Here is a 19,444-nt window from a genome sequence, read left to right as displayed (position 1 = left end):
GGAATCCGAAGCGCGGATCGGAAAACTCTTCCGCTCCGAGCGGGCCAACCGCCAGTTTTGCGAGGTTTCGTGCGGCCCGCAGGCACCCACGCGGAGCGCCCGACAGCCATGGTTCGGCGTCGGCTTGCGTCGCGCAAATCGGCGCCTGACGCTCTGCGTGGGGAAACCGGGAGAACCCGAAGGGCGCGATTATACGTTCTGCGAACGTCGCGCCCTGCGGGGCTGGTCCTCCCCGTCGCCGGCGTGGAGGGACGACATGGACGACATTCTGACGAGACTTGAGGACGCGGCCCGGTCGCGCTACGCGCTCGCCTGCGAGTACCAGGCGGACCTCCTGGCCTCCGGCACCGCGAGCGCGGACGACCTCGCCGAGGCCGCAACATACGTGCAGACGGCCGCAGCCGTCGTAGACCCCGAGTACCGCGTTCGTTGCGCGAGGCTCTACGCCACGCTCGCGGCGCTGGACTACGGTGCAGGGGGCAACCGATGAGAGCAGCGCTCCTCCTCGCTGCCGCAGTCCTCATGACCGCACCGCCCACGAGCGCCGCCGACTACGTCTTCCGGGGCAAGCTCGTGCCGATCGAGGCGATGTCCGCGCCCATGCCGCCCGCCCCCGCAGCGCCGGAATGGACGGCCGAGGGGATGCTCGCCCTACGTCCCGGCGCGACGTACCTGACCGGGCCGACCTACTCCGAGCTCATGGCGGCGGGGCTGCCTTCGCTCGTCGGCAACCGCATCGCGTCCATGCACAACGAGCCGAGGCCCAGCGCCGTCTACCTCCTGACGTACAACTGGCGCCTCGGGCACGGGTACATGGTCCGGTCGATGGACGAGTCCTTGGCATCGTTCGGGGTCCGCGCGATCGCGCATGGCGATCGCATCGCACTGAAGGTCGGCACCGCCGGCCTGTGGCTCACCCCGGCCTCGCAGGCCGGCGAGGGGCTTCTCCGTAGGCTCGATCTTCGCGAAGCGGCGCCATGACCTCGCTCCGCGACCACGAGGCCCTGTGCCACATCCGGGCGTCGGTCATCCAGCGATCGCGCGGCAAGAGCGCGGTCGCGGCCGCCGCCTACCGTGCCGCCGCCCGCCTGACGGACGCCCGCACCGGTCAGGTGTGGGACTACTCCCGCAAGCGCGCCGTAACTGATTCCTACGTCATGGCTCCCGCCGAGGCGCCCGCCTGGGTCTTCGACCGCGAACAGCTCTGGTCGCGCGTCGAACTCGCCGAGCGCCGCCGCGATGCCCAGACCGCCCGCGAACTCCAAGTCGCGATCCCCCGGGACCTTCCGCGCAGCGCGTGGGGCGCGTTCATCGCCGACGTTGCGGAACCCTATCTCGCGGTCGGGGCCGTAGCCGACGTGGCCCTCCACGAGCCGCGTGCAGCCGATCGCGGCGAGCAGCCGCACGTCCACATGCTCCTCACGGTCCGCAAGCTCGACCCCGCGTCCCCGACCGGATTCGCGGCGAAACGCAACGAGGCCGTCAACGCCCTCCTGACGTCCGGCGGGAGCCACGGCGGCGGCGCCCGAGGTGATGCCCTGACGCGCGAGCGCGAGCGCATCGCCGGGGTCATCAACGCGCACCTTCGCGCCGCTGGTTCTAAGCGGCGCGCGGACCACCGGAGCTATGCGGCCCGCGGCGATCCCCGGCCCCCCGAGCCGCCCATGGGCGAGCGCCGCATGGCCGCGGTCCGAACGCGGCATCGACATGATCGACGAACCGCCGTCGTCGCGGGAATCCGCGAGACCCAGAAGCTGGACAACGAACTCACCCGAACGGAGATGGACATGGCCTTGAAAGCACGCGGATTCGCCCGCGCTCCCGACCGCAAGACGAAGGCCCCACACCAGCAGGACTACAAGCTCGGAATCCTCCGCGACCGCTTCCCCGACGCGGACTTCGCGCCCGACACGGCAGCCGCGCTCTACATGGTCGATGTGCGCGACCCGCGCCGCACCCGCGCGCTGCTCCGCGACGGCGCATGGGTCGAGAGCGACGACGAGTCCGGCACCGTGACCGTCTGGGGGGCGCGCAGCCCGGCTGCCGCCGCCCTCGCCGAGGCCATCGGCGAGTCGACGGGCTACGGCATCGACCGCCTCGCGCGCACCGCTGCGGCGAAGAAGCCGGGCAAGGGCCGCCGCAAGGGCAGCATGCCCGAGGACGAGGCGATCAGTCTCGCCGATCGCTGGAGGCGCCGCGGATTCGCCGACGTGGTGGAGTCGCCTGCCGGGGTCCGCGTCGGCCTCGGCGGACGCAGCCGCCTCTTGGACTCCGGCGACCACGTGGACCTCGTCGGGCCGGTCAGTGACGCCGCGCTGCGCGCCCTCGCGAGCAAGGCCGCCGAGGATTGGGGCAGCACCCTTGAGCTCGATGGTCCATGGCCTCCGGAAGCGCAGGCCAGACTCTGGACGGAGTGCCAGCGCCAGGGCGTCGACCTCGCAGGCTACGTCCCGCCGCCCGCCGTCGCGGCAGCCTGGGCAGCCGAGTCCGGTTCCGTCGCCGACACCGCGACGAAACTCCGCGCGGTGCGCAGCGAGACCCGCGAGGCCGATGTCCTCTTGTCCGCCGCCGCCGGCGACGTGGCTGCGCTGCGCAAGCTGGACCCCGACCTCCGGGCTTTCGTCGCCTCGCACTTGGACGACGACCAGCGGGCGGAACTCGCCAAGTCCGCCCGCGAGGAGGTGACGGCCTCGCTCCCGGCCTTCCGCAAGCTCGGGAAGGTCGAGTTGGAGCGAGACCCGAAAGCGGCAACCGTCGTCGCGCAGCCCGACGTCCCGGCCCCGGCCGACGACTACGAGCGGCGGCCGACGTGACCGGCGCGACCGCCATCCTCGAATCTCGCCGGGATGCCGTCGCGCTCCGGCGGTACACCCGCGAGCGTGCCGCCGGACGCACCGCTGCGGAGTGGGTCATCTACGACGACCGCCTCCGCGCATGGACCCTCGCCGGTAGTGAGGCCGAGGCCACTACCTCCGGCCGGCCGTGGCGGCGGACCCGCCAGCCGGGCGAGCCGTGGTGCGCGGTCCTTGGCCGGGACCTCACGGTGGCACGCGACGACGCCTTACAGGCGGTTTTCGTCACGCTCGCCGACGACGACCTGTCGGCATGGCGGCGCCTATTCGTCGCCGCCGACCGCGCCCCGGAGCGCTGCCTGTCGGACTGGCGCGCCCGCGGCCGATGCCTTCTCGCCGCGGTGTCCGGTGAACCCGTCGAGGGGAGCGAAACCCTCGCCGGGGGGTTCGCTGTTCGCGGGATGGGCAAGCGCAGTCTGGCGGGCATCTGAAACGGCCGCCCGGCACCCTCTCGCCGCAAGGACTCGACGGGGTGGTCCGATGCCGCCCGGCAAGGACTCACCGCTCTCGCGGCTCGCAGGAAGGCCCTTAAGAGCGACGGAAGTTTCAAGGGGTAGGAATGTGCCGCCCAACCTCACTTCGTCGTTCTGGCGGCTCGCACAGAAGCCTCCAGAACGCTCCGGCCTCTTCAGACGGCCTCGGGCACGTCCTCGCGGTCCCCGCCGCCCTCGTGCCGGGCAGCGCCCCGCCTAGGGGCCGGCGGGACGGGGGAGGCCCCTCACGGGACTATTGCCTGCTCGCCGGGGGCAGTCGGTCCCGCGCCTGTCTGCGGCGGCGCTCCTGCGGCTACCCCGAGAACCGGTCTCGCAGCCGAGAACTCCCGCAGCCGTGCCGGCCGCTCCGGTGCTCTGAGTCCTGCGTCGGCTTCGCCAGGGGGCATCTGCCGGTCGTCCGTGCAACGTCCTTCTACGCCGCAAATTGTTGACAAGCGGTCCGGTTAATGTCGCACACCATCAGTATGACGCGGACGCCGGATTTTAGTCAGCGTAACGTACCTCTCAGTGACGCATCTGAGTAAAAAGCTTCCTGCCCAATTTAAGGGAGTGTCGGTCGACTACCTGACATCAACTCAATTGCAGCAACGGAAGCATCACCCGTGGTACGCGACCAGCACGGCCCCCGCCGCGATGAGCCCGACGCCCAACCAGTTCGGGCCAGATAGCCGTTCGCCGAGGAACAGTGCGCCGAGGATCGCCACCAGAACGACACTCAGCTTGTCGATCGGTGCGACGCGGGCCGCATCGCCCATCTTCAGGGCGCGGAAGTAGCAGAGCCACGAGCCGCCCGTGGCCAGCCCGGAAAGGACCAGGAACAGGTAGGTCCGTCCCGACACCGCCCCCGGCCATTGCAGACGCCCGGTAACGGCCAGGATGCCGGCAAGAACGAACAGGATCACCACGGTGCGGATCAGCGTCGCGAAATCGGAATCGATGTTGGCGACGCCGACTTTGGCGAGAATCGCGGTCAGGGCGGCGAACCCCGCCGAACACAGTGCCCAGAACTGCCAGGAGGCAAGAGCGAGTTTCATGATGTGACTCCTCTTTTGAGACGGGGACTTCGTTGCGGAACACGCTATCCGACGCGGGCGACGGCCACGTCGTCGGTCTCGGGGGCCGGCGTCTTCTCCTCGAGCGCGCCGTCGCCCGCCCCGACCGTCCAGCGCTCGATATGCTTGAACACGATCACCTTGTCGCGCAGCAGCGCGCCGTGATGTCGGCAGAACGCCTCGAGGTCCGGCCGATGGCCGACCAGCTCGACGCACATCGTCAGCTCGGGGTTCGGCGTCTCGCTACCCTCGGGCTGCACGGGGCCGTGGTTGCTGAAGCCGTAGTGCGTGTGGTGGGCGACCGCGTTCACGATGCCCGCCTTCTTCGCCAGGAGCACGAGTTCACGATAGAGCGGCTTGGCGCCCCAGGAGGCGAAGCGCCCCGATCCCGGCGCCTTGTCGCGTGGCCTCAGGTAGATGCGCAGCATCCCGACGTCGCTCGGGATGAGGTAGTGGGTGTCGGTCATGGTGGTTCCTTCGGTGGCATAAGAGACGATCGGAACGACGACACCCGGACGGGCGCGTCGGCGGGGCAGCGACACGTTCGGGCGGGGACGCGGCAGGGCGCGCACCTCGCGCAGCGACACGTCGGGGGGCACGAAGCCGTGGTCGAGCTTCGGCACCCCGACGCGCTGGGACAGGTAGATGCCTGAATGGCCGCTGAAGACGTAGGCGAGGAAGCATCCGGTCGCGATGTAGACGGCGTTGTCGGCGCCGAAGAGTTCGATGCCCATGATGGTACAGGCGATCGGCGTGTTGGAGGCGCCTGCGAATACGGCGACAAAGCCGATCCCGGCGAAGAGGTCGACCGGCGCACCGATCGTGTGGCCGATCGATGCCCCGAGGCCGGCGCCGATGAAGAACAGGGGTGTGACCTCGCCGCCCTTGAACCCGCAGCCGAGCGTGACGACCGTGAACAGAAGCTTCCAGGCCCAGGCCCACGCATCGGAACGGGCGGGATCGAAGAAGCCGGAGATCGTCACGTCGGCCGGGTTCGGCGACCAGACCCCTAGGCCGAGATACTCGCGGGTGCCGAGCGCATGGACCAGCGCGATCAGGACAAGACCGCCGAGGACAGGGCGCAGCGGCGCGAACGGCACGACGCGCTTCACCAGCCCCTGCACGGCGTGAAGGCTTTCGGCGAAGAACTGGCTGACGAGCCCGAACGCGACGCCCGCGATCGCAACTTGGGCGAACAAGAGGATATCGAGCCGGAACCCTGGCCCGTCGGCACCGAACCCGATCAGGAAGTGGGTGTGCTCGATCCCCCATTGGAGGCAGACCCAATCTCCGACCACTGCCGCGACGAGACAGGGCACCAGCGCCTCGTACTGGATGCGACCGACGGTCAGCACCTCGAGCGCGAACACCGCCCCGGCGATGGGGGTGCCGAACACCGCACCGAAGCCCGCCGCGATGCCGGCCATGAGCAGGAGGCGAACCTCGCCCAACTCGAGGCGCAAAGCTTTGCCGAAGCCGGAGGCCAAGCTCCCGCCGAGCTGGACCGCCGTGCCCTCGCGTCCGGCAGAGCCGCCGAACAGGTGCGTGGCGACCGTCGAGACAAGGATCAGCGGCGCCATGCGCAAGGGCACGCCCGCGCCGGGCTCGTGGATCTGCTCGACGATCAGGTTGTTGCCGCTCTCGGCCGAGCGGCCGAACCAGTGGTAGACGAGGCCGACCGCAAGACCGCCGACGGGCAGCCAGTAGAGGAGCACCGGGTTGTCGAAGCGCGTGCGCGTCGCGACGTCGAGCGCCCACAGGAACAAGGCGCAGGCCGAACCGACGGCGGCCGCCATCGGCAGGACGAAGAGCACCCATCGGGCGAGAGCGAACGCCTGTAGGGTTCGGTTGGCGAGGGCGTTGGGCGGCATGGTCTGGCTCCGGATGAGGGCGGAGCGATCAGACGGAGTGTCGGGAAACACGGGCCGGACATGACTACTCGCCCGCGTGTGTTGCGGGTGGAGTAGGAGTCATCAGCCCATCGGGGAGCGGTTCGGCGCGAGGCCCGGCAGAATCCATTGCCGTTCATGACGTCTACGTGATCGCCGCGAGCATTGTCAACGCGGGCCTCGTGCGTCGCGAGATACGCCAACGGGGAACTGGTAGGCGAAGGGAATGTTGCTCTCTCCTGACGCAGTTTCCTGCGCCCTCGGAGATGTCACCATGCTCACAAGACGCGCCGTGCTCCAGGGGGCAAGTTCCATCGCAGTGGCTCGTACGACATGGCCCGCTTCCGCCGCTTCGGCGTCGGCGACCATGGCGGCACCCTCCGAGCCTTCCAGCGACTTGCTCGTCCACAGCAAGCTTCCCCTGAACGCCGAGACGCCGATCGCCAAGCTCCGGTCCGCCTTCGTCACGCCCCAGGCCGAGTTCTATATCCGCGACCACGGCACCGTGCCGACGATCGAGGAGGCGGGCTACAGGCTGACGATCGGCGGCAAGGTGAGAGCGCCCATCGAGCTGTCGCTCTCGGATCTCAAGTCACGCTTTCCCGAGCGCAAGGTGATGGCCGTCATGCAGTGCGCCGGCAACCGCCGGGCCGACATGGTCGACGTCGGGTATGTCGAGGGTGATCTCTGGGGTCCCGGAGCGATCGGCAATGCGGAGTGGACAGGCGTTTCACTTGCCGACGTCCTGAGCGCTGCCGGCGTCGAAGACGGTAGCGGGTTGCACGTCGCCTTCTCCGCTCACGACGAGGTGGTCATGAAGGATGACCGCTTCGACTACGGCGTTTCGATCCCGCTCGAGAAGGCGATGACGCCGGACGTGCTCCTCGCATGGGCCATGAACGGCGAGCCGTTGATGGCCGAGCACGGCTTTCCCCTACGCGTCGTGGTACCCGGCTATGCGGGAACGCGCAGCCCCAAATGGTTGGCCTCCATCATGGTGCAGGACGAAGAGGCCGATACCCCGATCCAGCGCAAGGAGTATCGGCTCTTTCCCCCGACGACGACGAAGGAAACGGCCGACAAGGACCCGAACGTCGTCATCAACGACATGCCGCTGAATTCCGCGATCTGCATGCCGGCGGCCGGGGCAACATTGAGGCCGGGAACGACGACAATCGAGGGTTACGCGATCGGGACGCAAAATGGCGTCGCGAAGGTCGAGGTCTCCTACGACGGTGGCGAGAACTGGCACGAGGCCGCCATCGACAAGCGGGCCGATACTCAATGGGCGTGGGTCTTCTGGTCCGTTGTCCTCGACCTGCCGGCCGGTCAGCACCAGCTCGACGTCCGTTCCTTCGACGAGGTCGGCGGTTCGCAACCCGAGGACATCGCGAGGATCTGGAACTGGAAGGGCTACCTCGCCAATTCATGGCATCGCGTCTCGGTCAGCGTCGGCTAAGCTCTCGGGCTCTGACAATTACAACTCAACGCATCCGGTTGGCTTGGGCAGAGAAAAGCGCCGACCGAGATGCGGTGGGTTGGAGACCTGCGGACCGTATGATGAGGGGAACTGTCATGAGCAAACCAGACGGCTGGGAAGATCCGGAGGGGCTCGAGATGAAGGAGCTAGCCCAAATTGAAGATCGGAAGGCCGCAGCCAGAGGCGCGTCCCGATCGACCGTAGGCTCGGGTCTGACATGGCTTCTCATCGCAGGTTCGTTGCTGGCGGTCTGCGTCGTCCTGTGGATGACGCTTCGCTAGCGATGCAATGCTGGTCCACCCTTCTAGCGGCTGCTGAGGACCGGGGCGGCGGTGGCTTTCAGACCCTCGACCACGACCAGCCGCGGCTCCTCCCCCGCCGTCGGCTCCCCCGGGACGGCAAGCGTGCGCACCGGGCCGATGCTGGAGGCCATGCCGGCTCCCTTGTCGTTGGTCTTCAGCACCACGACGGGCTCGTCCTGTCCTTCGAAGAAGACGCCGTACTCCGTCATCGGCTTCAGCTTGGCGACGCTGACATCGATCGCGTCGACGAGCCCGAGATTGCGCGACACGACCATCCCGGAGCCAGTGGCCCCCTCAGGCGCCTTCAGCGAAAGCGTTAGGTTCTCCGGACCCGCCTTCAGCGGCACAAGGTTCTCGGTGCCCGCACCATCCGGGACCGCGCCCGGCACGAAGACGAGCGCCTGCGGGGCCTGTCCGATCGGGATCTCGGCGACGACCTTCTGCTCGGCCGTGTCGATCACATCGACCCGATCGTCATTCTCGAGCCCGACGAAGATACGGCTGCCGTCGTCGGATCCCCAGATGCCGTGAGGCAGGGCGCCCACCGGAATGGTTGCGACGAGTTCTGTCTTCTCTCCGGGCTTGTAGACCTTCACGACGTTCTCGCCGCCGATCGTGACATAGACCAGCGTCTCCCCGTTTACCGTGCCGAAGCCGAGATGGTTGGAGATCGGCCCGCTGTCGATGACCTCCTTCACCTCGAGCGTCCTAGCATCGACGCGCGTGACCTTGCCGACGTCCTTGTGCGTCAGCCAGACGTCGCTGCCGTCGGGGCTGACCTGCACGAAGGGCACGAAGGGCGAGACGACAGGAATGCGCTTGACGAGCGCGTGGCTCGCGACGTCGAAGACCTCCAGCACCGGATTGAACGAGTTCGCGACGAAGGCGAACTTGCCGTCGCGGGAGAACTTCGTCATGCCCGGACCGCTCGTCGTCGGGATGCGACCTGTTTCCTTGAAGGTCGCGGCATCGATCACCGAGAGGTAGTCCTCCCCGCGCACCGTCGCCCAGACTTGCGCGCCGTCCGGCGTGAAGAAGGCCTCGTGCGGGTTGCGCCCGACATAGGTCGTGCCCTTCACCGCGTTGGTCGCCGTATCGATGAAGGTGACGGAGTTCGTGACGGTCGAGACGACGACGAGCGTCTTGTGGTCCGGCGAGAACCCGAGGCCGTGGACGTTGACCTCGCCCTTGTAGAGCGGGCTCAGAACGTCCGGGCGTGGATTGCCGAGGCGGATCTGGCCGAGCAACGTGTTCCCGACGGGGTCGATGACAGACACCGTGTTGGAGTTCTGGTCGGCGGTATAGACGCGATCGGAGGCGGCAGGCAGCGCGAAGGCCGATGTCGAGACGACGAGCGCGGCGGCGAGGATGGCGGTGCGGGTCATGGGGTCGTCTCCGGAACGGGTTTCGCGGTGTCGGCTGATGCGGCAAGCATCGAGCGCATCAGCGTGATCTCGTAGGTCTGTTCGGTGATGATGGACTGGGCGAGGTTGCGGATCGCCGGGTCCTCGGTCGATCCGAGGACAGCCTTCGCCATGTCGATCGCACCCTGATGATGCGGGATCATCTGGGACAGGAAGTCATGATCGGGGTCGCCGGTCACCGGCGCCGACATCATGCCTGCGTGCATCGTCTCCATCGCCGCCGCGGTCGCTTGCGCATAGGGCGAGCCGTCGGGCGAGGCTGGTGCCATCGTCGCATGCTGATGGGCACGAGCGTCCTGCGCTTCGGCCGAAGTCAATGACATCCCGGCGAAGGCGAGGGCGAGGAGGAGCGTCTTCAACATGGGGCTGGCGTTTCCTCCGAGCACGGGCTGGAAGGGAAGACGCTCGGCGAACGCTTTCATTCCCGACGTCGCGACTTTTTTCCGCGACGCGGAGCCGAGAGCGCGTCCGCCGCTGCCGGTCCGACGCTGGAAGCAACCGATCGATGCAACCGATCGGAAAGACCGGAACAACGCGTTGGATGAATCCGTCGCCGCCGCGCATGGTCTGAGCAGAAAAAGGACCTCCGCCCATGACCTTCGAACAGATGCGTGCCGTCTCGCTCGGCCTCCACCCGCTGTCGCGCCTCGACAGCCCCCGCGAGGTGGTGCGCCAGTTCACCCCGAACTGGTTCGCCGCCACCATGGGGACGGGCATCCTGGCCATCGCGCTCGCGCAGTTCGGGACCGCGGTCCCGGTCCTCCATGCGATCGGGGAAGGGCTGTGGATGCTGAACATCGGGCTCTTCGCCCTGTTCACCGCGCTCTACGCCGCCCGCTGGATCTTCTTCTTCGACGGGGCCAAGCGCATCTTCGGCCATTCCGTCGTGTCGATGTTCTTCGGCTGCATTCCGATGGGGCTCGCCACCATCATCAACGGTTTCCTCGTCTTCGGACTACCGCGCTTCGGCTCCGCCGCGGTCGGGATCGCCGAGACGCTCTGGTGGATCGACGTCGCAATGGCGGCGGCCTGCGGGATCGCGATCCCCTACATGATGTTCACGCGCCAAAGCCACTCGATCGACCAGATGACCGCGGTCTGGCTTCTGCCGATGGTGGCGGCCGAGGTCGCCGCGGTGTCGGGCGGGCTGCTTGCACCCCATCTCGCCGACCCGCAGAGCCAGCTCCTCGTCCTCACGCTGTCCTACGCGCTCTGGGCCCTGTCGGTACCGATCGCGATGAGCGTCCTCGTCGTGCTCGTTCTGCGGCTCGCCGTCCATAAGCTGCCGCACGCATCCATGGCCTCGTCGAGTTGGCTGGCGCTCGGCCCCATCGGCACCGGCGCGCTTGGCCTGATGACGCTGGGCGGAGCCGCCCCCGCGATCCTCGCCGCCAACGGGCTGGACCGCTTCGGGGCGACGATGGAGGGCGTTGGCCTCGTCGGCGGCCTGCTTCTCTGGGGCTACGGCCTGTGGTGGCTCGCCATCGCGACGCTGGTCACGGTCCGCTACGTCAGGGAAGGCCTGCCGTTCAATCTAGGCTGGTGGGGTTACACGTTCCCGATCGGCGTCTACGCCGTGACGACGCTGAAGCTCGGCACCATCCTGCCCATTCCCGCGATCCACGGCTTCGGCGTGGCGCTGGTCGCACTTCTGGCCGTGGTTTGGTCGATCGTGGCGGTGCGCACGGTCCGGGGCGCGTGGCGCGGCGACCTCTTCGTCGCTCCCTGCCTCAAGGCCGGCTGATCCACCTTTGTGCTGACCCGATCATGCCCTCGGAACCCGCCCTGAAGGAATGCGGGCGGGGCTGGCGAGCGTCCTTCCCGACACAGCCAAGAACCGACTGTCGTCACGACCCTTCAGAACGAAACGCAGCCGCGCCAGCCTGGAACTTTGCCGCACCGCCCTGGGCGGGATGGCGGACGTAGGTGACCGGTACGCCGAACCCTTCGCTCGCGCCTTCCGCCACTCGACCGATGGCGAGGATGCGACGGGGTCGGATGGCTTCGACGAGAAGCGCCAGTGTGTCCCGAGACCTAGTGATCTCGGACCGGGACGGCGTTCGGTTGCGCACGGGTATCCCCGTCCGGTGCGGGTGGTGCATCACCGCGTTCCAGAACAGGGGCAGCCGTTCCGGCAGTGCATCCCAGATCTGGCGCGAGGTGCCGGACGGCGGTGCGGCGGAGGCGTCGGCCGTCGTGGCGATCTCGAACGGTGCGATGGCAAGGCGCGAGGAGAGGTCGACCAGTCGGCCTTCGCCCGTGAAGGGCACGCCCGTGCGCCGGGCTCCGAACCTCGAAGGCGCTTCACCGAGCCATAGGTCGATGCCGTCCCGTCCGGCAAACGCATGGAGGTATCGCCGAAGGTTGCGGCAGCGGATCGAAGCGGCATCCGGAACATCGACCGCCGGGTCCGTGTCGGCGTAGGGATTGAAGAGGGTCGGCATCCCGGCCGATGCGGCCATGTGCATGACGAGACGATCCAGCCCCGTCTTCTGGTTGCCTGTCACGCGCCCGGACCCGGATGGTCGTTTCGAAGCTCGTGCAGGAACGCCGATGCCGCTCGGCTGAGGCTGCGCTCCTTCATCTCCACCGCATGGAAGCCGCGAGCGGGAAGCGCAAAGGCGATCTCGATCAGCGTCCGGCTCCGCAGTCCCGGCTGAGCCACTGCGAGCGGCAGGACGCCCACGACGCCGCCGGCCTCGATGGCTGATCGCACGGCCTCGTTGGACGGGAGTTCGAGATCGACCGACAATGCGGCGGGATCGATGCCCGCGCCCCGCAGCGCGTCTTCCAGAATGCTACGCGTGCCGGATCCGGGCTCGCGCATGACCCATCTCACCCCTGCAAGCTCCGGGACGCGTGGCGGGGCGCCCTTGGGCGATTCAGCACCTGGGGATGCGACGAGAACGAGCCGGTCGTCGGCGACACGGGTCGTGCGCAGACGCGGATCGCGCAGTTCGTCCTCGACGAAGCCGAGATCGGCATCCCCGGCGGCCACCGCCTCGCTGACCTCCAGTGTGTTGGCGATCCGCAGGGAGAGGGTGATGCCGGGATGGCGTTCGCGGAAGTGCCGCATGCGAGGTGGAAGCCAGTGGTTGGCGACCGTCTGGCTGGCTGCCAGCGCGACATGCCCGCGCCGAAGGTCGGTCAGATCGTCGAGTGCCTTGGCCGCCTCCGCGGCCCGTGCGAGGACCGAGCGCGCTTCCGGGAGGAACAACCGTCCCGCCTCGGTCAACTCGATGCCGCGCCCGACCCGGTCGAACAGACGGACGCCGTGACGGCTCTCCAGCGCGGCCAGCGCCGAGCTCGTGGCCGACTGCGTGAGGTTCAACGACCGCGCCGCCTCGGTCACGTGTTGGCGCTCGGCGACCGCGACGAAGATGCGAAGCTGTTCCAGCGTCACGGGCGCTCCTCAAAGCTGGTTCGCGGGCTTGGGCTCCGGCGGTCGCTCCAGTTCGTCGTAGACGAGCCGGGCGACCGGCATCAACGCCTCGCGGGCTGTCGCGGCCGTCACGACATAGCCAAGGCCGCGGTCGCGCCACAGGAAGGCGGATACGCCGTCCTCCTCGACGAACTGGAACGACGTCTCCTCCGTCTCATCCGTCTTGACGTACAGCGTCAGCCGCGTGCCCGCGTCATCGTCGTACATCAGCATCGCGGCCGGACCGGAACGACCCGGCAGAAGGCGGCCGCCCATCAGGCGGTAGCCGAGCCGGGTAAGGTCTGGGACGGTGATCGGCGTTCGCAGCCGCTTCGACAGCCAGCCCACGAGATGGGCTCCCTCGTCGGCCCTGACCTCGACGGGATGGACGACCTCGACCACGAAGGTGCGGTAGGCCGCGATCGCGTCGTCCGCCATGCGGGCGGTGCGGACGGGTTCGGCGTTCGGGGCGCCGAGGATGCCGTTCGCCATCCAGCCCCCGAGCCCGCCGAGTGCGAGCCAGGCGCAGACGGCCGCGACCGACCGTAGATGAAGCAGCCGGCGACGGCGCACCCCGGCGCGGATGCTGGAGATGCGAAGGCGAGCCGGGATGGGTTCGGCGGCCTTGGGCCCAAGGCGGTCGCGCAACTCGGCGAGCAGCCTGCGATCCCGCTCCAGGTCGGCGGCGATCGCAGGGTGGTCCACGAGATAGCGTTCCACCGCTTCGACGCGTTCGGCACCGAGACGCCCGTCGAGATAGGCCTGGAGGTCGTCCTCGCCGACGGGAAGATCGATCGGGTTCACTTGACCCTCCTGAGGTTCGGCCTCGCGCCATGGTCGAGATAAGAGCGCAAGCGCTCCCGGGCACGCGACAGGCGCGACATCACGGTTCCGATCGGCAGTCCCGTGACCTTGGCGGTCTCCTCGTAGCTCAGGTCTTCGACGCCGACGAGAAGAAGCACCGTGCGGTGCTCCTCGCTGAGCGTCTCTAGGCCGGCGAGGACGTCGCGGAACTCGGCCTTGCCCAACTGGCCGCCATCGACTCCGGGCGGCTCGGCCATGTCGTCGAGCCCGACGTGCTCGCCGCGCCGGCGGCCCTGGCGCAGAGCCGACAGGTGAAGGTTGCGCAGGATGGCGTAGATCCAGGCGCGCAGGTCGCCGTCGGGGCGGCGCAGGTGCCAGCGCCCGACGACGCGCTCCAAACAGTCCTGGACGAGATCGTCGGCGGCTGTGGCGTCCCGCACTAGGGCGTAGGCATAGCGCCGCAGCCCCGGGATCAGCGGTTCCACCAACCGTGCGATCTCATCCTCGCTCATGGCGGCCCTCGCTTCCCGGCCTTACTTCGCGAGCGCCGGGTCGACCTGCCAGATCTCGTCGGCAAGCTTGCCGTCGCGGAACAGCATGACGTAGCGCACGGGAATCTTGTCCTTGCCCGCGAACACGACGTTCGCGGTGACGGTCGCACCCTTCGGGTTCATCGCCTCCGAGACGCCCATGACGTTCGCGGTCAGGTTCGGCTGGGCCTTGGCGAACTTCTCCCAGACCGCCTTGATCTCGGAACCCTTGTAGGTGCCGTCGAGCGGGCCGCCTACCCAATGAAGGGTCGCGCCGTCACCGTAGGCGCCTGCGACTGCGGCGGTGTCCCCCTTGGCGATCGATGCGATGCGGGCCTGCGCCATGTCGGCGGCAGGGCCGGCATGGGCTGCGGTTGCCGTGATCACGGCCATGGCCGCGGTGGCGAGAAGGGTCTTCATGGGTGTTCGTCCTCGACGTCGGAGATTGCTGACCATGCCGAGACGCTGCCGACGATCCCTTATTCCCGTGCGATTGGCAAAAATCTCGGGTGCGTCTCGCGGAATAAACTCCGGCGGGCAGCGTCCCTTTCTTGAACCGCCCGGTCTTTGGGGCACCCACCACCCGACGCAAACCGCCAGGAGTTCCGATGTTCCGCCTTCCACTTCTTGCTGCCGGCGCCGTGCTTGCCGCATGCGCTTTCGCGCAGGCCGCCGACACCGAACTGTTCGATCCCACCATCCGGCACGAGCCGAAGGACGGCGTCGTTCGCCTCTACGGTGCGGGCGGACCCAACACGGCGTTCCAGAAGGTCGCCGACCTTTGGATGCGGCAGACCGGGAACAAGGTCGAGATCACCGCCGGCCCGGAGGGCACGTGGTCGAAGAAGGCCCAGGGTGATGCCGACATCATCTGGGGCACGTCCGAGCAGTCGATGACGGCCTTCCTCCAGACCTACAAGACCTTCTCGTCGACCCAAGTTCAGCCGATCTACGTCCGTCCCACCGTGATCGCGGTGAAGAAAGGCAATCCGAAGGGGATCCAGGGCTTCGAGGACCTCCTGAAGGACGGCATGCGGATTGTCGTCACGGAAGGGTCGGGCGTCGCCAACACGTCGGGCACCGGAACCTGGGAGGACGTGGCGGGCCGTCTCGGCAGGCTGTCGGACATCGAGCGCTTCCGCCGCAACATCGTCAGCTTCTCCACCGGCTCTGGCGCCAGCTTCAAGGCGTTCGGGGATCTCGATGCGGACGCCTGGATCACGTGGCCGGACTGGACGGTGACGAAGGCCGACGTGCTCGACGCCGTGCCGATCGAGACGGACCGCCGCATCTGGCGCGACCTGAACATTGCGGTCGCTCCGGACGCCGATCCGCAGGCGAAGGAGTTCGCCGAATTCCTGGTCACACCGGAGGCGCAGGCTTTGATGCGCACGGAAGGGTGGGAGCGGTGACTTCCCAACCTCGCGAGAGCGCGTTACCGTCTCATCGCTACGGGGATGGGGTTCCCCCACAACCGCCCGCGTCGGGCTGATGACTCCTATCGAAACCGCGGCGCATGCTTGGATTTCTCCGAGCATGCGAACCCATGTCGATAGGAGACCCGCATGTCCTTCACCAGTTGCGTCATCGTCATGCTGGGCGGTGCGCTCGGCACGTTCCTGCGCTACGCCATCTCGGTTGTCGCCCTGCCGATCAGCCGCGACCTGCCCTGGGGCACGATCCTCATCAACATCGCGGGCTCCTTCGCGATCGGCCTGTTCGGGACGCTCACGCTCGCTTCGGGCCGTTTCCCGGCTTCGGAGAACCTTCGTCTGTTCGTGATGATCGGCCTCTGCGGTGGCTTCACCACCTTCTCCTCGTTCAGCCTTCAGACGCTCGATCTCCTGCGGGCCGGTGCCGTCCCCCGCGCCATGCTGAACGTTGCCCTGTCGGTGGTCCTGTGCGTGGCGGCCGTTGCCGTTGGTCACTTCGTGGCTTCACGCTACAACGACAGCGCCCAGCGTATCGCGCAGATCGACATCGAGGAGGATGCGTAGCCTTGTGCGGCGACCGGCGCTGTCCTGTTGAGGGAAGTTACAGAAACACGCGTGTTGTCTCCGAAGGGTCGATGGCTGATGGTCTGCTACAGGAGGCTCGTTTCGTAGTGCCGATCGTGCGAAAGGGATGGCACCCGGTCGGTCGATTTCGGGTGTGGAATGTGGTCGACCGGACGGGCCGAAGCAGCACCCAGGGTGCCGTATCGTTCGACGAGGGCGCATGGTCCTGCGACGCCTAGCGCTTGCCGTCGGCGGAAGTGCCGTCGCGTGGGCCTGCATGGCGTATCTCGTCCTGCCGTTCGCGCTGCGCCACTACGAGCATCAGACCGCGCTGAACGGCTTGGAGATGGTGACGCGTACGGCGGACGGGCTGTCGGGCGATCCTCTCAACGTCGGCGTCGTCGGATCCCGGAGCGAACTCGTGACGGCCATGGCAGCCGCAGGTTGGACGCCGGCCGATCCCGTGACGCTTCGCACCAGCATCGAGATCGTCGGTAGCGTGGTTCTCGACCGCGCTTATCGCGATGCGCCCGTAAGTCCGCTGTTCTACCAAAGGCGACAACAGGACCTCGCCTTCGAGAAGGCGGTCGGACTGAGCGCAGACCGGCGCCAGCATGTGCGTTTCTGGAATGTCCTGTCAGCCGGGGCGGAGGGCCGACCTGTCTGGCTCGGATCCGCCTCGTTCGATGTCGGCGTCGGGTTCAGCCATTACACGGGTGCCGTGACCCATGCCATCTCTCCGGACGTCGATGCGATGCGTGACGAGTTGGCGGCCGATCTTGCCAGGACCGGGCGTGTTGCGGAGGTCTACGAGGTGACGGGCGTCGGCTTGACCTTGAACGGTCGCAATGGCGAAGGGGACCGCTACTACACGGACGGCGAGATCCGCTTCTCCATCCTGGCGCCTCCGGGGGTGGCGGGACGCCAGCCGCCTCCCGTCCTGCCCAACCCGCCGCTCATCGACCTCAAGAACGCGTTGTGGAACGCCGCCACCAACTGAGGACGTGCAACGCTTTGGCAAAGTGCGCCTAGGAATCGTATCGTCCGCTAGGGAGCGGATTTATGAGAGGTACCTACGGCGCGAACGGGCCGGAAGCAGATGGGCCGCAGGCCGACGCCTACCCGATCGTCTGTATCTTTGATGGCGAGGCATTCTTCGTGACGCCGAACAACCTCTTCCGCGCCACGGTGGGGGCCGTCGTGCTGGGCCTCGGCACGATCACCTCCGTCGAGGCGTTCCCGAACGGCGGCGACACCGTCGCCGGCACGGAGGCAGTCCTGCGGACGCGCTGAACCGACGACGATCCGGCTTCCCCGTCACGCGAACATGCGGGCAGCCATCCAAACCGCCATCCCGACCATCATGAGGTTCTCGGTGAGGGACACGAAGCCGAGGGGCACGTTGGAGTCCCCGCCGACGCACGCGCACTTCAGTTCGCGCTTCTGGACGTAGACAGCCTTGAAGACCGAGATGGCTCCGACCGTGCCGATGAACAGCGCGACCGGGACGGACAGCCACATCGCGGCGCCTGCCAGCATCAGCACGCCCGCCAGCGCCTCGCCGAAGGGGTAGAGGTAGGCGTAGCGGACCCAGCGCTGGGCCAGGAGATCGTAGCCAAGGAACATCGTGGCGAAGCCCTCCACGTCCCGCAGCTTCTGCACAGCCAGGAGGCACATCGCGATCGAGACGAACCACTCGACGGTTCGCACCGTCAGCAGGGTTTCGAGAAGCGCCCAGGTCACCGCCATCGCCATCAGGGCGGCCATGGCGAAGATGGCGATAACGGGCTTGTAGGTGACGGCCTTGGGGTCGGCGACGGACTTGCCGAGGAAGCGCCGGAGGTCGTCGTACCCGCCGACCCGCTTCCCGTCCACGAACGTCTGGGGCGTCGTCTCCACGTGGTGCTCTGCCTTGAAGGCGTCGGTCTCGTCGCGGGTCGTCAGCCAGCGGTCGTCGACCTCGAAGCCCTCGCGCTTGAGGAGGTCGACGGCGCGCAGGCCCCAGGGGCAGATGTGTTTGGGCATGACCATCCGGTAGATGGTCGCCCGCTTGGCCTTCACCGCGCTTGAGGGAGCCGTGCTGCCGTCTGCAATCGTCGTGGACATGTCGGCGTCCTTTCCTTCGCTCAATTGCCGGCCGCGATGGCGGCCTCGGGCATCCGCGGCGGCAGGTCCGGTGCGCCGTCGGCGGGCGGGTTGGCCTCGAGGTCGGCGATGAGGCGCTCCATCTCCCCGATCTCGCGGACCTGCGCCTCCACGATGCCGTCGGCGAGCTCGCGGACCCGCGGGTCGCGAATGTGTGCGCGCTCGCTCGTCATGATCGCGATGGAGTGGTGGGGGATCATCGCCTTCATGTAGGCGACGTCGTGGACGGTCTCCTGGCTGCGCACGAGCCACAGGGCCCCGGCGAAGACGACGACGCCGGCCGCGACGATGGCCGCGTTGGTACCCTTCCTGGGGTACATCCCCCACATGAAGCCGATCATGATCAGTGCCATCACGGCACCCATCACCACGGCCATCCACGTCCGCGTCTGGCTGTAGAAGACGTGGTCGAGCGCGTATGTGTTTAGGTACATCAAGCCGAACATCACGACCGTCGAGGTCGCGATCATCGCGGCGAACCGTCCGTAACCCATAGCTCCTGCTCCGTTCGTTGGTGTGTCGAGATGCCCCGGAGGCGGCCGCCCCCGGGGCACGGGTCCGCCGCTTACTTCGCGAGCGCCTCGACGCGGGCGGTCATCTCCTCGATTTCCTTCTTCTGCGCGTCGATGATCATCCGGGCCATCTCCTTGGACTTCTCGTCCTTGCCCGTCTTGAGCTCGACCTCGGACATGGCGATCGCACCCTGGTGATGGGCGATCATCCCGCAGTTGAACGCGAGGTCCGGGTCCTTGATCATGGCCGCCTTCATCATGGGGCCGTGCATCTTCATCATCGCGTCCATGTTGCCCTTCTGGACCTCGTCCATCTGGCCGCCGGACATCATGCCCTCCATGCCGCCCATCATCTTGGACATGTCCATGGACCCGGCGGCGGCCTCGCAGGCGGCGGGGAGCGTCACCTGCTCCGACGACGCCGCCATGCCGTGCTGGTCCTGCGCGGAAGCGTGGGAGACGGCGGCGGCGAGAAGAGCGGCGGACAGGATCGTGATCTTGCGCATTGGTTCGTTCCTATGGATGGGGTCCCTCGGGACCTT

At 67.7% G+C, this 19,444-nt stretch carries 22 protein-coding genes and 2 riboswitches; of the genes, 10 read left to right on the top strand and 12 right to left on the bottom strand.

Annotated features, from left to right (window positions below; genetic code table 11):
• Nucleotides 1-256: 256 nt before the first annotated feature.
• The 4 genes from ACLNGM_RS07150 to ACLNGM_RS07135 are packed head-to-tail and all read left to right on the top strand — an operon-like array spanning nt 257 to nt 3,283.
• Nucleotides 257-490 (top strand): hypothetical protein, encoded by a 234-nt coding sequence (locus ACLNGM_RS07150; protein ID WP_019996273.1) that lies wholly within the window; start codon nt 257-259, stop codon nt 488-490.
• Complete coding sequence (locus tag ACLNGM_RS07145) at nt 487-981, top strand: hypothetical protein (protein ID WP_026358495.1); 495 nt, start codon at nt 487-489, stop codon at nt 979-981. The genes ACLNGM_RS07150 and ACLNGM_RS07145 overlap by 4 nt, the downstream gene beginning before the upstream one ends.
• Complete coding sequence (locus ACLNGM_RS07140; RefSeq protein ID WP_416357769.1) at nt 978-2,813, top strand: MobA/MobL family protein; 1,836 nt, start codon at nt 978-980, stop codon at nt 2,811-2,813. Before ACLNGM_RS07145 ends, ACLNGM_RS07140 begins: the two co-directional genes overlap by 4 nt.
• Nucleotides 2,810-3,283 carry a hypothetical protein gene (locus ACLNGM_RS07135; RefSeq protein ID WP_019996271.1) on the top strand — a complete coding sequence of 158 codons (474 nt, stop codon included), beginning with the start codon at nt 2,810-2,812 and terminating at the stop codon, nt 3,281-3,283. The genes ACLNGM_RS07140 and ACLNGM_RS07135 overlap by 4 nt, the downstream gene beginning before the upstream one ends.
• Nucleotides 3,284-3,942: 659 nt before the next feature.
• On the opposite strand, the gene ACLNGM_RS07130 is transcribed toward ACLNGM_RS07135, so the two are convergent.
• Nucleotides 3,943-4,380: an EamA family transporter gene (locus ACLNGM_RS07130; RefSeq protein ID WP_019996270.1), complete on the bottom strand. Its 438-nt coding sequence runs from the start codon at nt 4,378-4,380 to the stop codon at nt 3,943-3,945.
• A gap of 44 nt (nt 4,381-4,424) precedes the next feature.
• On the bottom strand, nt 4,425-6,269 hold the full coding sequence (locus ACLNGM_RS07125; RefSeq protein WP_019996269.1) for a DUF190 domain-containing protein: 1,845 nt from the start codon (nt 6,267-6,269) through the stop codon (nt 4,425-4,427).
• Between the two features lie 86 nt (nt 6,270-6,355).
• A riboswitch (Fluoride riboswitch) is annotated at nt 6,356-6,430 on the bottom strand.
• 224 nt (nt 6,431-6,654) lie between these two features.
• Between ACLNGM_RS07125 and ACLNGM_RS07120 the strand changes: the two genes are divergently transcribed.
• The gene (locus ACLNGM_RS07120) at nt 6,655-7,746 is read left to right on the top strand and encodes a molybdopterin-dependent oxidoreductase (protein ID WP_416357768.1); all 1,092 of its coding nucleotides are present in this window, start codon (nt 6,655-6,657) and stop codon (nt 7,744-7,746) included.
• 325 nt (nt 7,747-8,071) lie between these two features.
• Here the strand turns inward: ACLNGM_RS07120 and ACLNGM_RS07115 are convergent, their stop codons facing one another.
• Nucleotides 8,072-9,454: a YncE family protein gene (locus tag ACLNGM_RS07115; RefSeq protein WP_019996266.1), complete on the bottom strand. Its 1,383-nt coding sequence runs from the start codon at nt 9,452-9,454 to the stop codon at nt 8,072-8,074.
• The gene (locus tag ACLNGM_RS07110) at nt 9,451-9,855 is read right to left on the bottom strand and encodes a DUF305 domain-containing protein (protein ID WP_040408462.1); all 405 of its coding nucleotides are present in this window, start codon (nt 9,853-9,855) and stop codon (nt 9,451-9,453) included. Before ACLNGM_RS07110 ends, ACLNGM_RS07115 begins: the two co-directional genes overlap by 4 nt.
• A 230-nt stretch (nt 9,856-10,085) precedes the next feature.
• Here ACLNGM_RS07110 and ACLNGM_RS07105 point away from each other — a divergent pair, with 230 nt between their 5' ends.
• The gene (locus ACLNGM_RS07105; RefSeq protein WP_019996264.1) at nt 10,086-11,237 is read left to right on the top strand and encodes a TDT family transporter; all 1,152 of its coding nucleotides are present in this window, start codon (nt 10,086-10,088) and stop codon (nt 11,235-11,237) included.
• Between the two features lie 103 nt (nt 11,238-11,340).
• On the opposite strand, the gene ACLNGM_RS07100 is transcribed toward ACLNGM_RS07105, so the two are convergent.
• Genes ACLNGM_RS07100 through ACLNGM_RS07080 form a run of 5 tightly spaced genes read right to left on the bottom strand, consistent with a single transcriptional unit; the run spans nt 11,341 to nt 14,668 of the window.
• Nucleotides 11,341-12,000 carry a uracil-DNA glycosylase gene (locus ACLNGM_RS07100; RefSeq protein ID WP_019996263.1) on the bottom strand — a complete coding sequence of 220 codons (660 nt, stop codon included), beginning with the start codon at nt 11,998-12,000 and terminating at the stop codon, nt 11,341-11,343.
• Complete coding sequence (locus tag ACLNGM_RS07095; protein WP_019996262.1) at nt 11,997-12,896, bottom strand: LysR family transcriptional regulator; 900 nt, start codon at nt 12,894-12,896, stop codon at nt 11,997-11,999. Before ACLNGM_RS07095 ends, ACLNGM_RS07100 begins: the two co-directional genes overlap by 4 nt.
• A 9-nt stretch (nt 12,897-12,905) precedes the next feature.
• Nucleotides 12,906-13,718 (bottom strand): anti-sigma factor family protein, encoded by an 813-nt coding sequence (locus ACLNGM_RS07090; RefSeq protein ID WP_019996261.1) that lies wholly within the window; start codon nt 13,716-13,718, stop codon nt 12,906-12,908.
• Nucleotides 13,715-14,230 (bottom strand): RNA polymerase sigma factor, encoded by a 516-nt coding sequence (locus tag ACLNGM_RS07085; protein WP_019996260.1) that lies wholly within the window; start codon nt 14,228-14,230, stop codon nt 13,715-13,717. Before ACLNGM_RS07085 ends, ACLNGM_RS07090 begins: the two co-directional genes overlap by 4 nt.
• Nucleotides 14,231-14,251: 21 nt before the next feature.
• A complete protein-coding gene (locus ACLNGM_RS07080; RefSeq protein ID WP_019996259.1) occupies nt 14,252-14,668 on the bottom strand; it encodes a nuclear transport factor 2 family protein in 417 nt (138 codons plus the stop codon).
• Between the two features lie 188 nt (nt 14,669-14,856).
• On the opposite strand from ACLNGM_RS07080, the gene ACLNGM_RS07075 reads away from it, so the two are divergent.
• From ACLNGM_RS07075 to ACLNGM_RS07060, 4 genes are all read left to right on the top strand, one after another.
• Complete coding sequence (locus ACLNGM_RS07075) at nt 14,857-15,660, top strand: substrate-binding domain-containing protein (RefSeq protein WP_019996258.1); 804 nt, start codon at nt 14,857-14,859, stop codon at nt 15,658-15,660.
• Between the two features lie 32 nt (nt 15,661-15,692).
• Nucleotides 15,693-15,756, top strand: a riboswitch (Fluoride riboswitch).
• Nucleotides 15,757-15,813: 57 nt separating this feature from the next.
• Nucleotides 15,814-16,245: a fluoride efflux transporter CrcB gene (gene crcB, locus ACLNGM_RS07070; protein ID WP_062236508.1), complete on the top strand. Its 432-nt coding sequence runs from the start codon at nt 15,814-15,816 to the stop codon at nt 16,243-16,245.
• A gap of 220 nt (nt 16,246-16,465) precedes the next feature.
• Complete coding sequence (locus ACLNGM_RS07065; protein WP_040408374.1) at nt 16,466-17,245, top strand: LssY C-terminal domain-containing protein; 780 nt, start codon at nt 16,466-16,468, stop codon at nt 17,243-17,245.
• Nucleotides 17,246-17,307: 62 nt separating this feature from the next.
• Entirely contained in the window at nt 17,308-17,538 is a 231-nt protein-coding gene (locus ACLNGM_RS07060) for a hypothetical protein (protein WP_019996255.1), read from the top strand.
• Nucleotides 17,539-17,562: 24 nt separating this feature from the next.
• On the opposite strand, the gene ACLNGM_RS07055 is transcribed toward ACLNGM_RS07060, so the two are convergent.
• The 3 genes from ACLNGM_RS07055 to ACLNGM_RS07045 all read right to left on the bottom strand — a co-directional run bounded on the left by ACLNGM_RS07055 (nt 17,563) and on the right by ACLNGM_RS07045 (nt 19,408).
• Entirely contained in the window at nt 17,563-18,351 is a 789-nt protein-coding gene (locus tag ACLNGM_RS07055; RefSeq protein WP_019996254.1) for a glutaredoxin family protein, read from the bottom strand.
• A gap of 20 nt (nt 18,352-18,371) precedes the next feature.
• The gene (locus tag ACLNGM_RS07050; RefSeq protein WP_019996253.1) at nt 18,372-18,884 is read right to left on the bottom strand and encodes a DUF305 domain-containing protein; all 513 of its coding nucleotides are present in this window, start codon (nt 18,882-18,884) and stop codon (nt 18,372-18,374) included.
• Between the two features lie 71 nt (nt 18,885-18,955).
• On the bottom strand, nt 18,956-19,408 hold the full coding sequence (locus ACLNGM_RS07045; RefSeq protein WP_019996252.1) for a DUF305 domain-containing protein: 453 nt from the start codon (nt 19,406-19,408) through the stop codon (nt 18,956-18,958).
• Nucleotides 19,409-19,444: the final 36 nt, after the last annotated feature.

This window comes from Aureimonas phyllosphaerae (assembly GCF_047943035.1).
GTDB classification, from domain to species: Bacteria; Pseudomonadota; Alphaproteobacteria; order Rhizobiales; family Rhizobiaceae; genus Aureimonas; species Aureimonas phyllosphaerae.
Note: the sequence above shows the minus strand (reverse complement) of the source record. Positions and strands in the feature narration are given on the sequence as shown.

Bases quoted from the DNA above. Each gene is read 5' to 3' on its own strand.
- ACLNGM_RS07150 (WP_019996273.1), top strand. From the start codon at position 257: ATGGACGACATTCTGACGAGACTTGAGGACGCGGCCCGGTCGCGCTAC.
- ACLNGM_RS07145 (WP_026358495.1), top strand. From the start codon at position 487: ATGAGAGCAGCGCTCCTCCTCGCTGCCGCAGTCCTCATGACCGCACCG.
- ACLNGM_RS07140 (WP_416357769.1), top strand. From the start codon at position 978: ATGACCTCGCTCCGCGACCACGAGGCCCTGTGCCACATCCGGGCGTCG.
- ACLNGM_RS07130 (WP_019996270.1), bottom strand. From the start codon at position 4,380: ATGAAACTCGCTCTTGCCTCCTGGCAGTTCTGGGCACTGTGTTCGGCG.
- ACLNGM_RS07125 (WP_019996269.1), bottom strand. From the start codon at position 6,269: ATGCCGCCCAACGCCCTCGCCAACCGAACCCTACAGGCGTTCGCTCTC.
- ACLNGM_RS07120 (WP_416357768.1), top strand. From the start codon at position 6,655: ATGGCGGCACCCTCCGAGCCTTCCAGCGACTTGCTCGTCCACAGCAAG.
- ACLNGM_RS07115 (WP_019996266.1), bottom strand. From the start codon at position 9,454: ATGACCCGCACCGCCATCCTCGCCGCCGCGCTCGTCGTCTCGACATCG.
- ACLNGM_RS07110 (WP_040408462.1), bottom strand. From the start codon at position 9,855: ATGTTGAAGACGCTCCTCCTCGCCCTCGCCTTCGCCGGGATGTCATTG.
- ACLNGM_RS07105 (WP_019996264.1), top strand. From the start codon at position 10,086: ATGACCTTCGAACAGATGCGTGCCGTCTCGCTCGGCCTCCACCCGCTG.
- ACLNGM_RS07085 (WP_019996260.1), bottom strand. From the start codon at position 14,230: ATGAGCGAGGATGAGATCGCACGGTTGGTGGAACCGCTGATCCCGGGG.
- ACLNGM_RS07080 (WP_019996259.1), bottom strand. From the start codon at position 14,668: ATGAAGACCCTTCTCGCCACCGCGGCCATGGCCGTGATCACGGCAACC.
- ACLNGM_RS07075 (WP_019996258.1), top strand. From the start codon at position 14,857: ATGTTCCGCCTTCCACTTCTTGCTGCCGGCGCCGTGCTTGCCGCATGC.
- crcB (WP_062236508.1), top strand. From the start codon at position 15,814: ATGTCCTTCACCAGTTGCGTCATCGTCATGCTGGGCGGTGCGCTCGGC.
- ACLNGM_RS07065 (WP_040408374.1), top strand. From the start codon at position 16,466: ATGGTCCTGCGACGCCTAGCGCTTGCCGTCGGCGGAAGTGCCGTCGCG.
- ACLNGM_RS07060 (WP_019996255.1), top strand. From the start codon at position 17,308: ATGAGAGGTACCTACGGCGCGAACGGGCCGGAAGCAGATGGGCCGCAG.
- ACLNGM_RS07055 (WP_019996254.1), bottom strand. From the start codon at position 18,351: ATGTCCACGACGATTGCAGACGGCAGCACGGCTCCCTCAAGCGCGGTG.
- ACLNGM_RS07050 (WP_019996253.1), bottom strand. From the start codon at position 18,884: ATGGGTTACGGACGGTTCGCCGCGATGATCGCGACCTCGACGGTCGTG.
- ACLNGM_RS07045 (WP_019996252.1), bottom strand. From the start codon at position 19,408: ATGCGCAAGATCACGATCCTGTCCGCCGCTCTTCTCGCCGCCGCCGTC.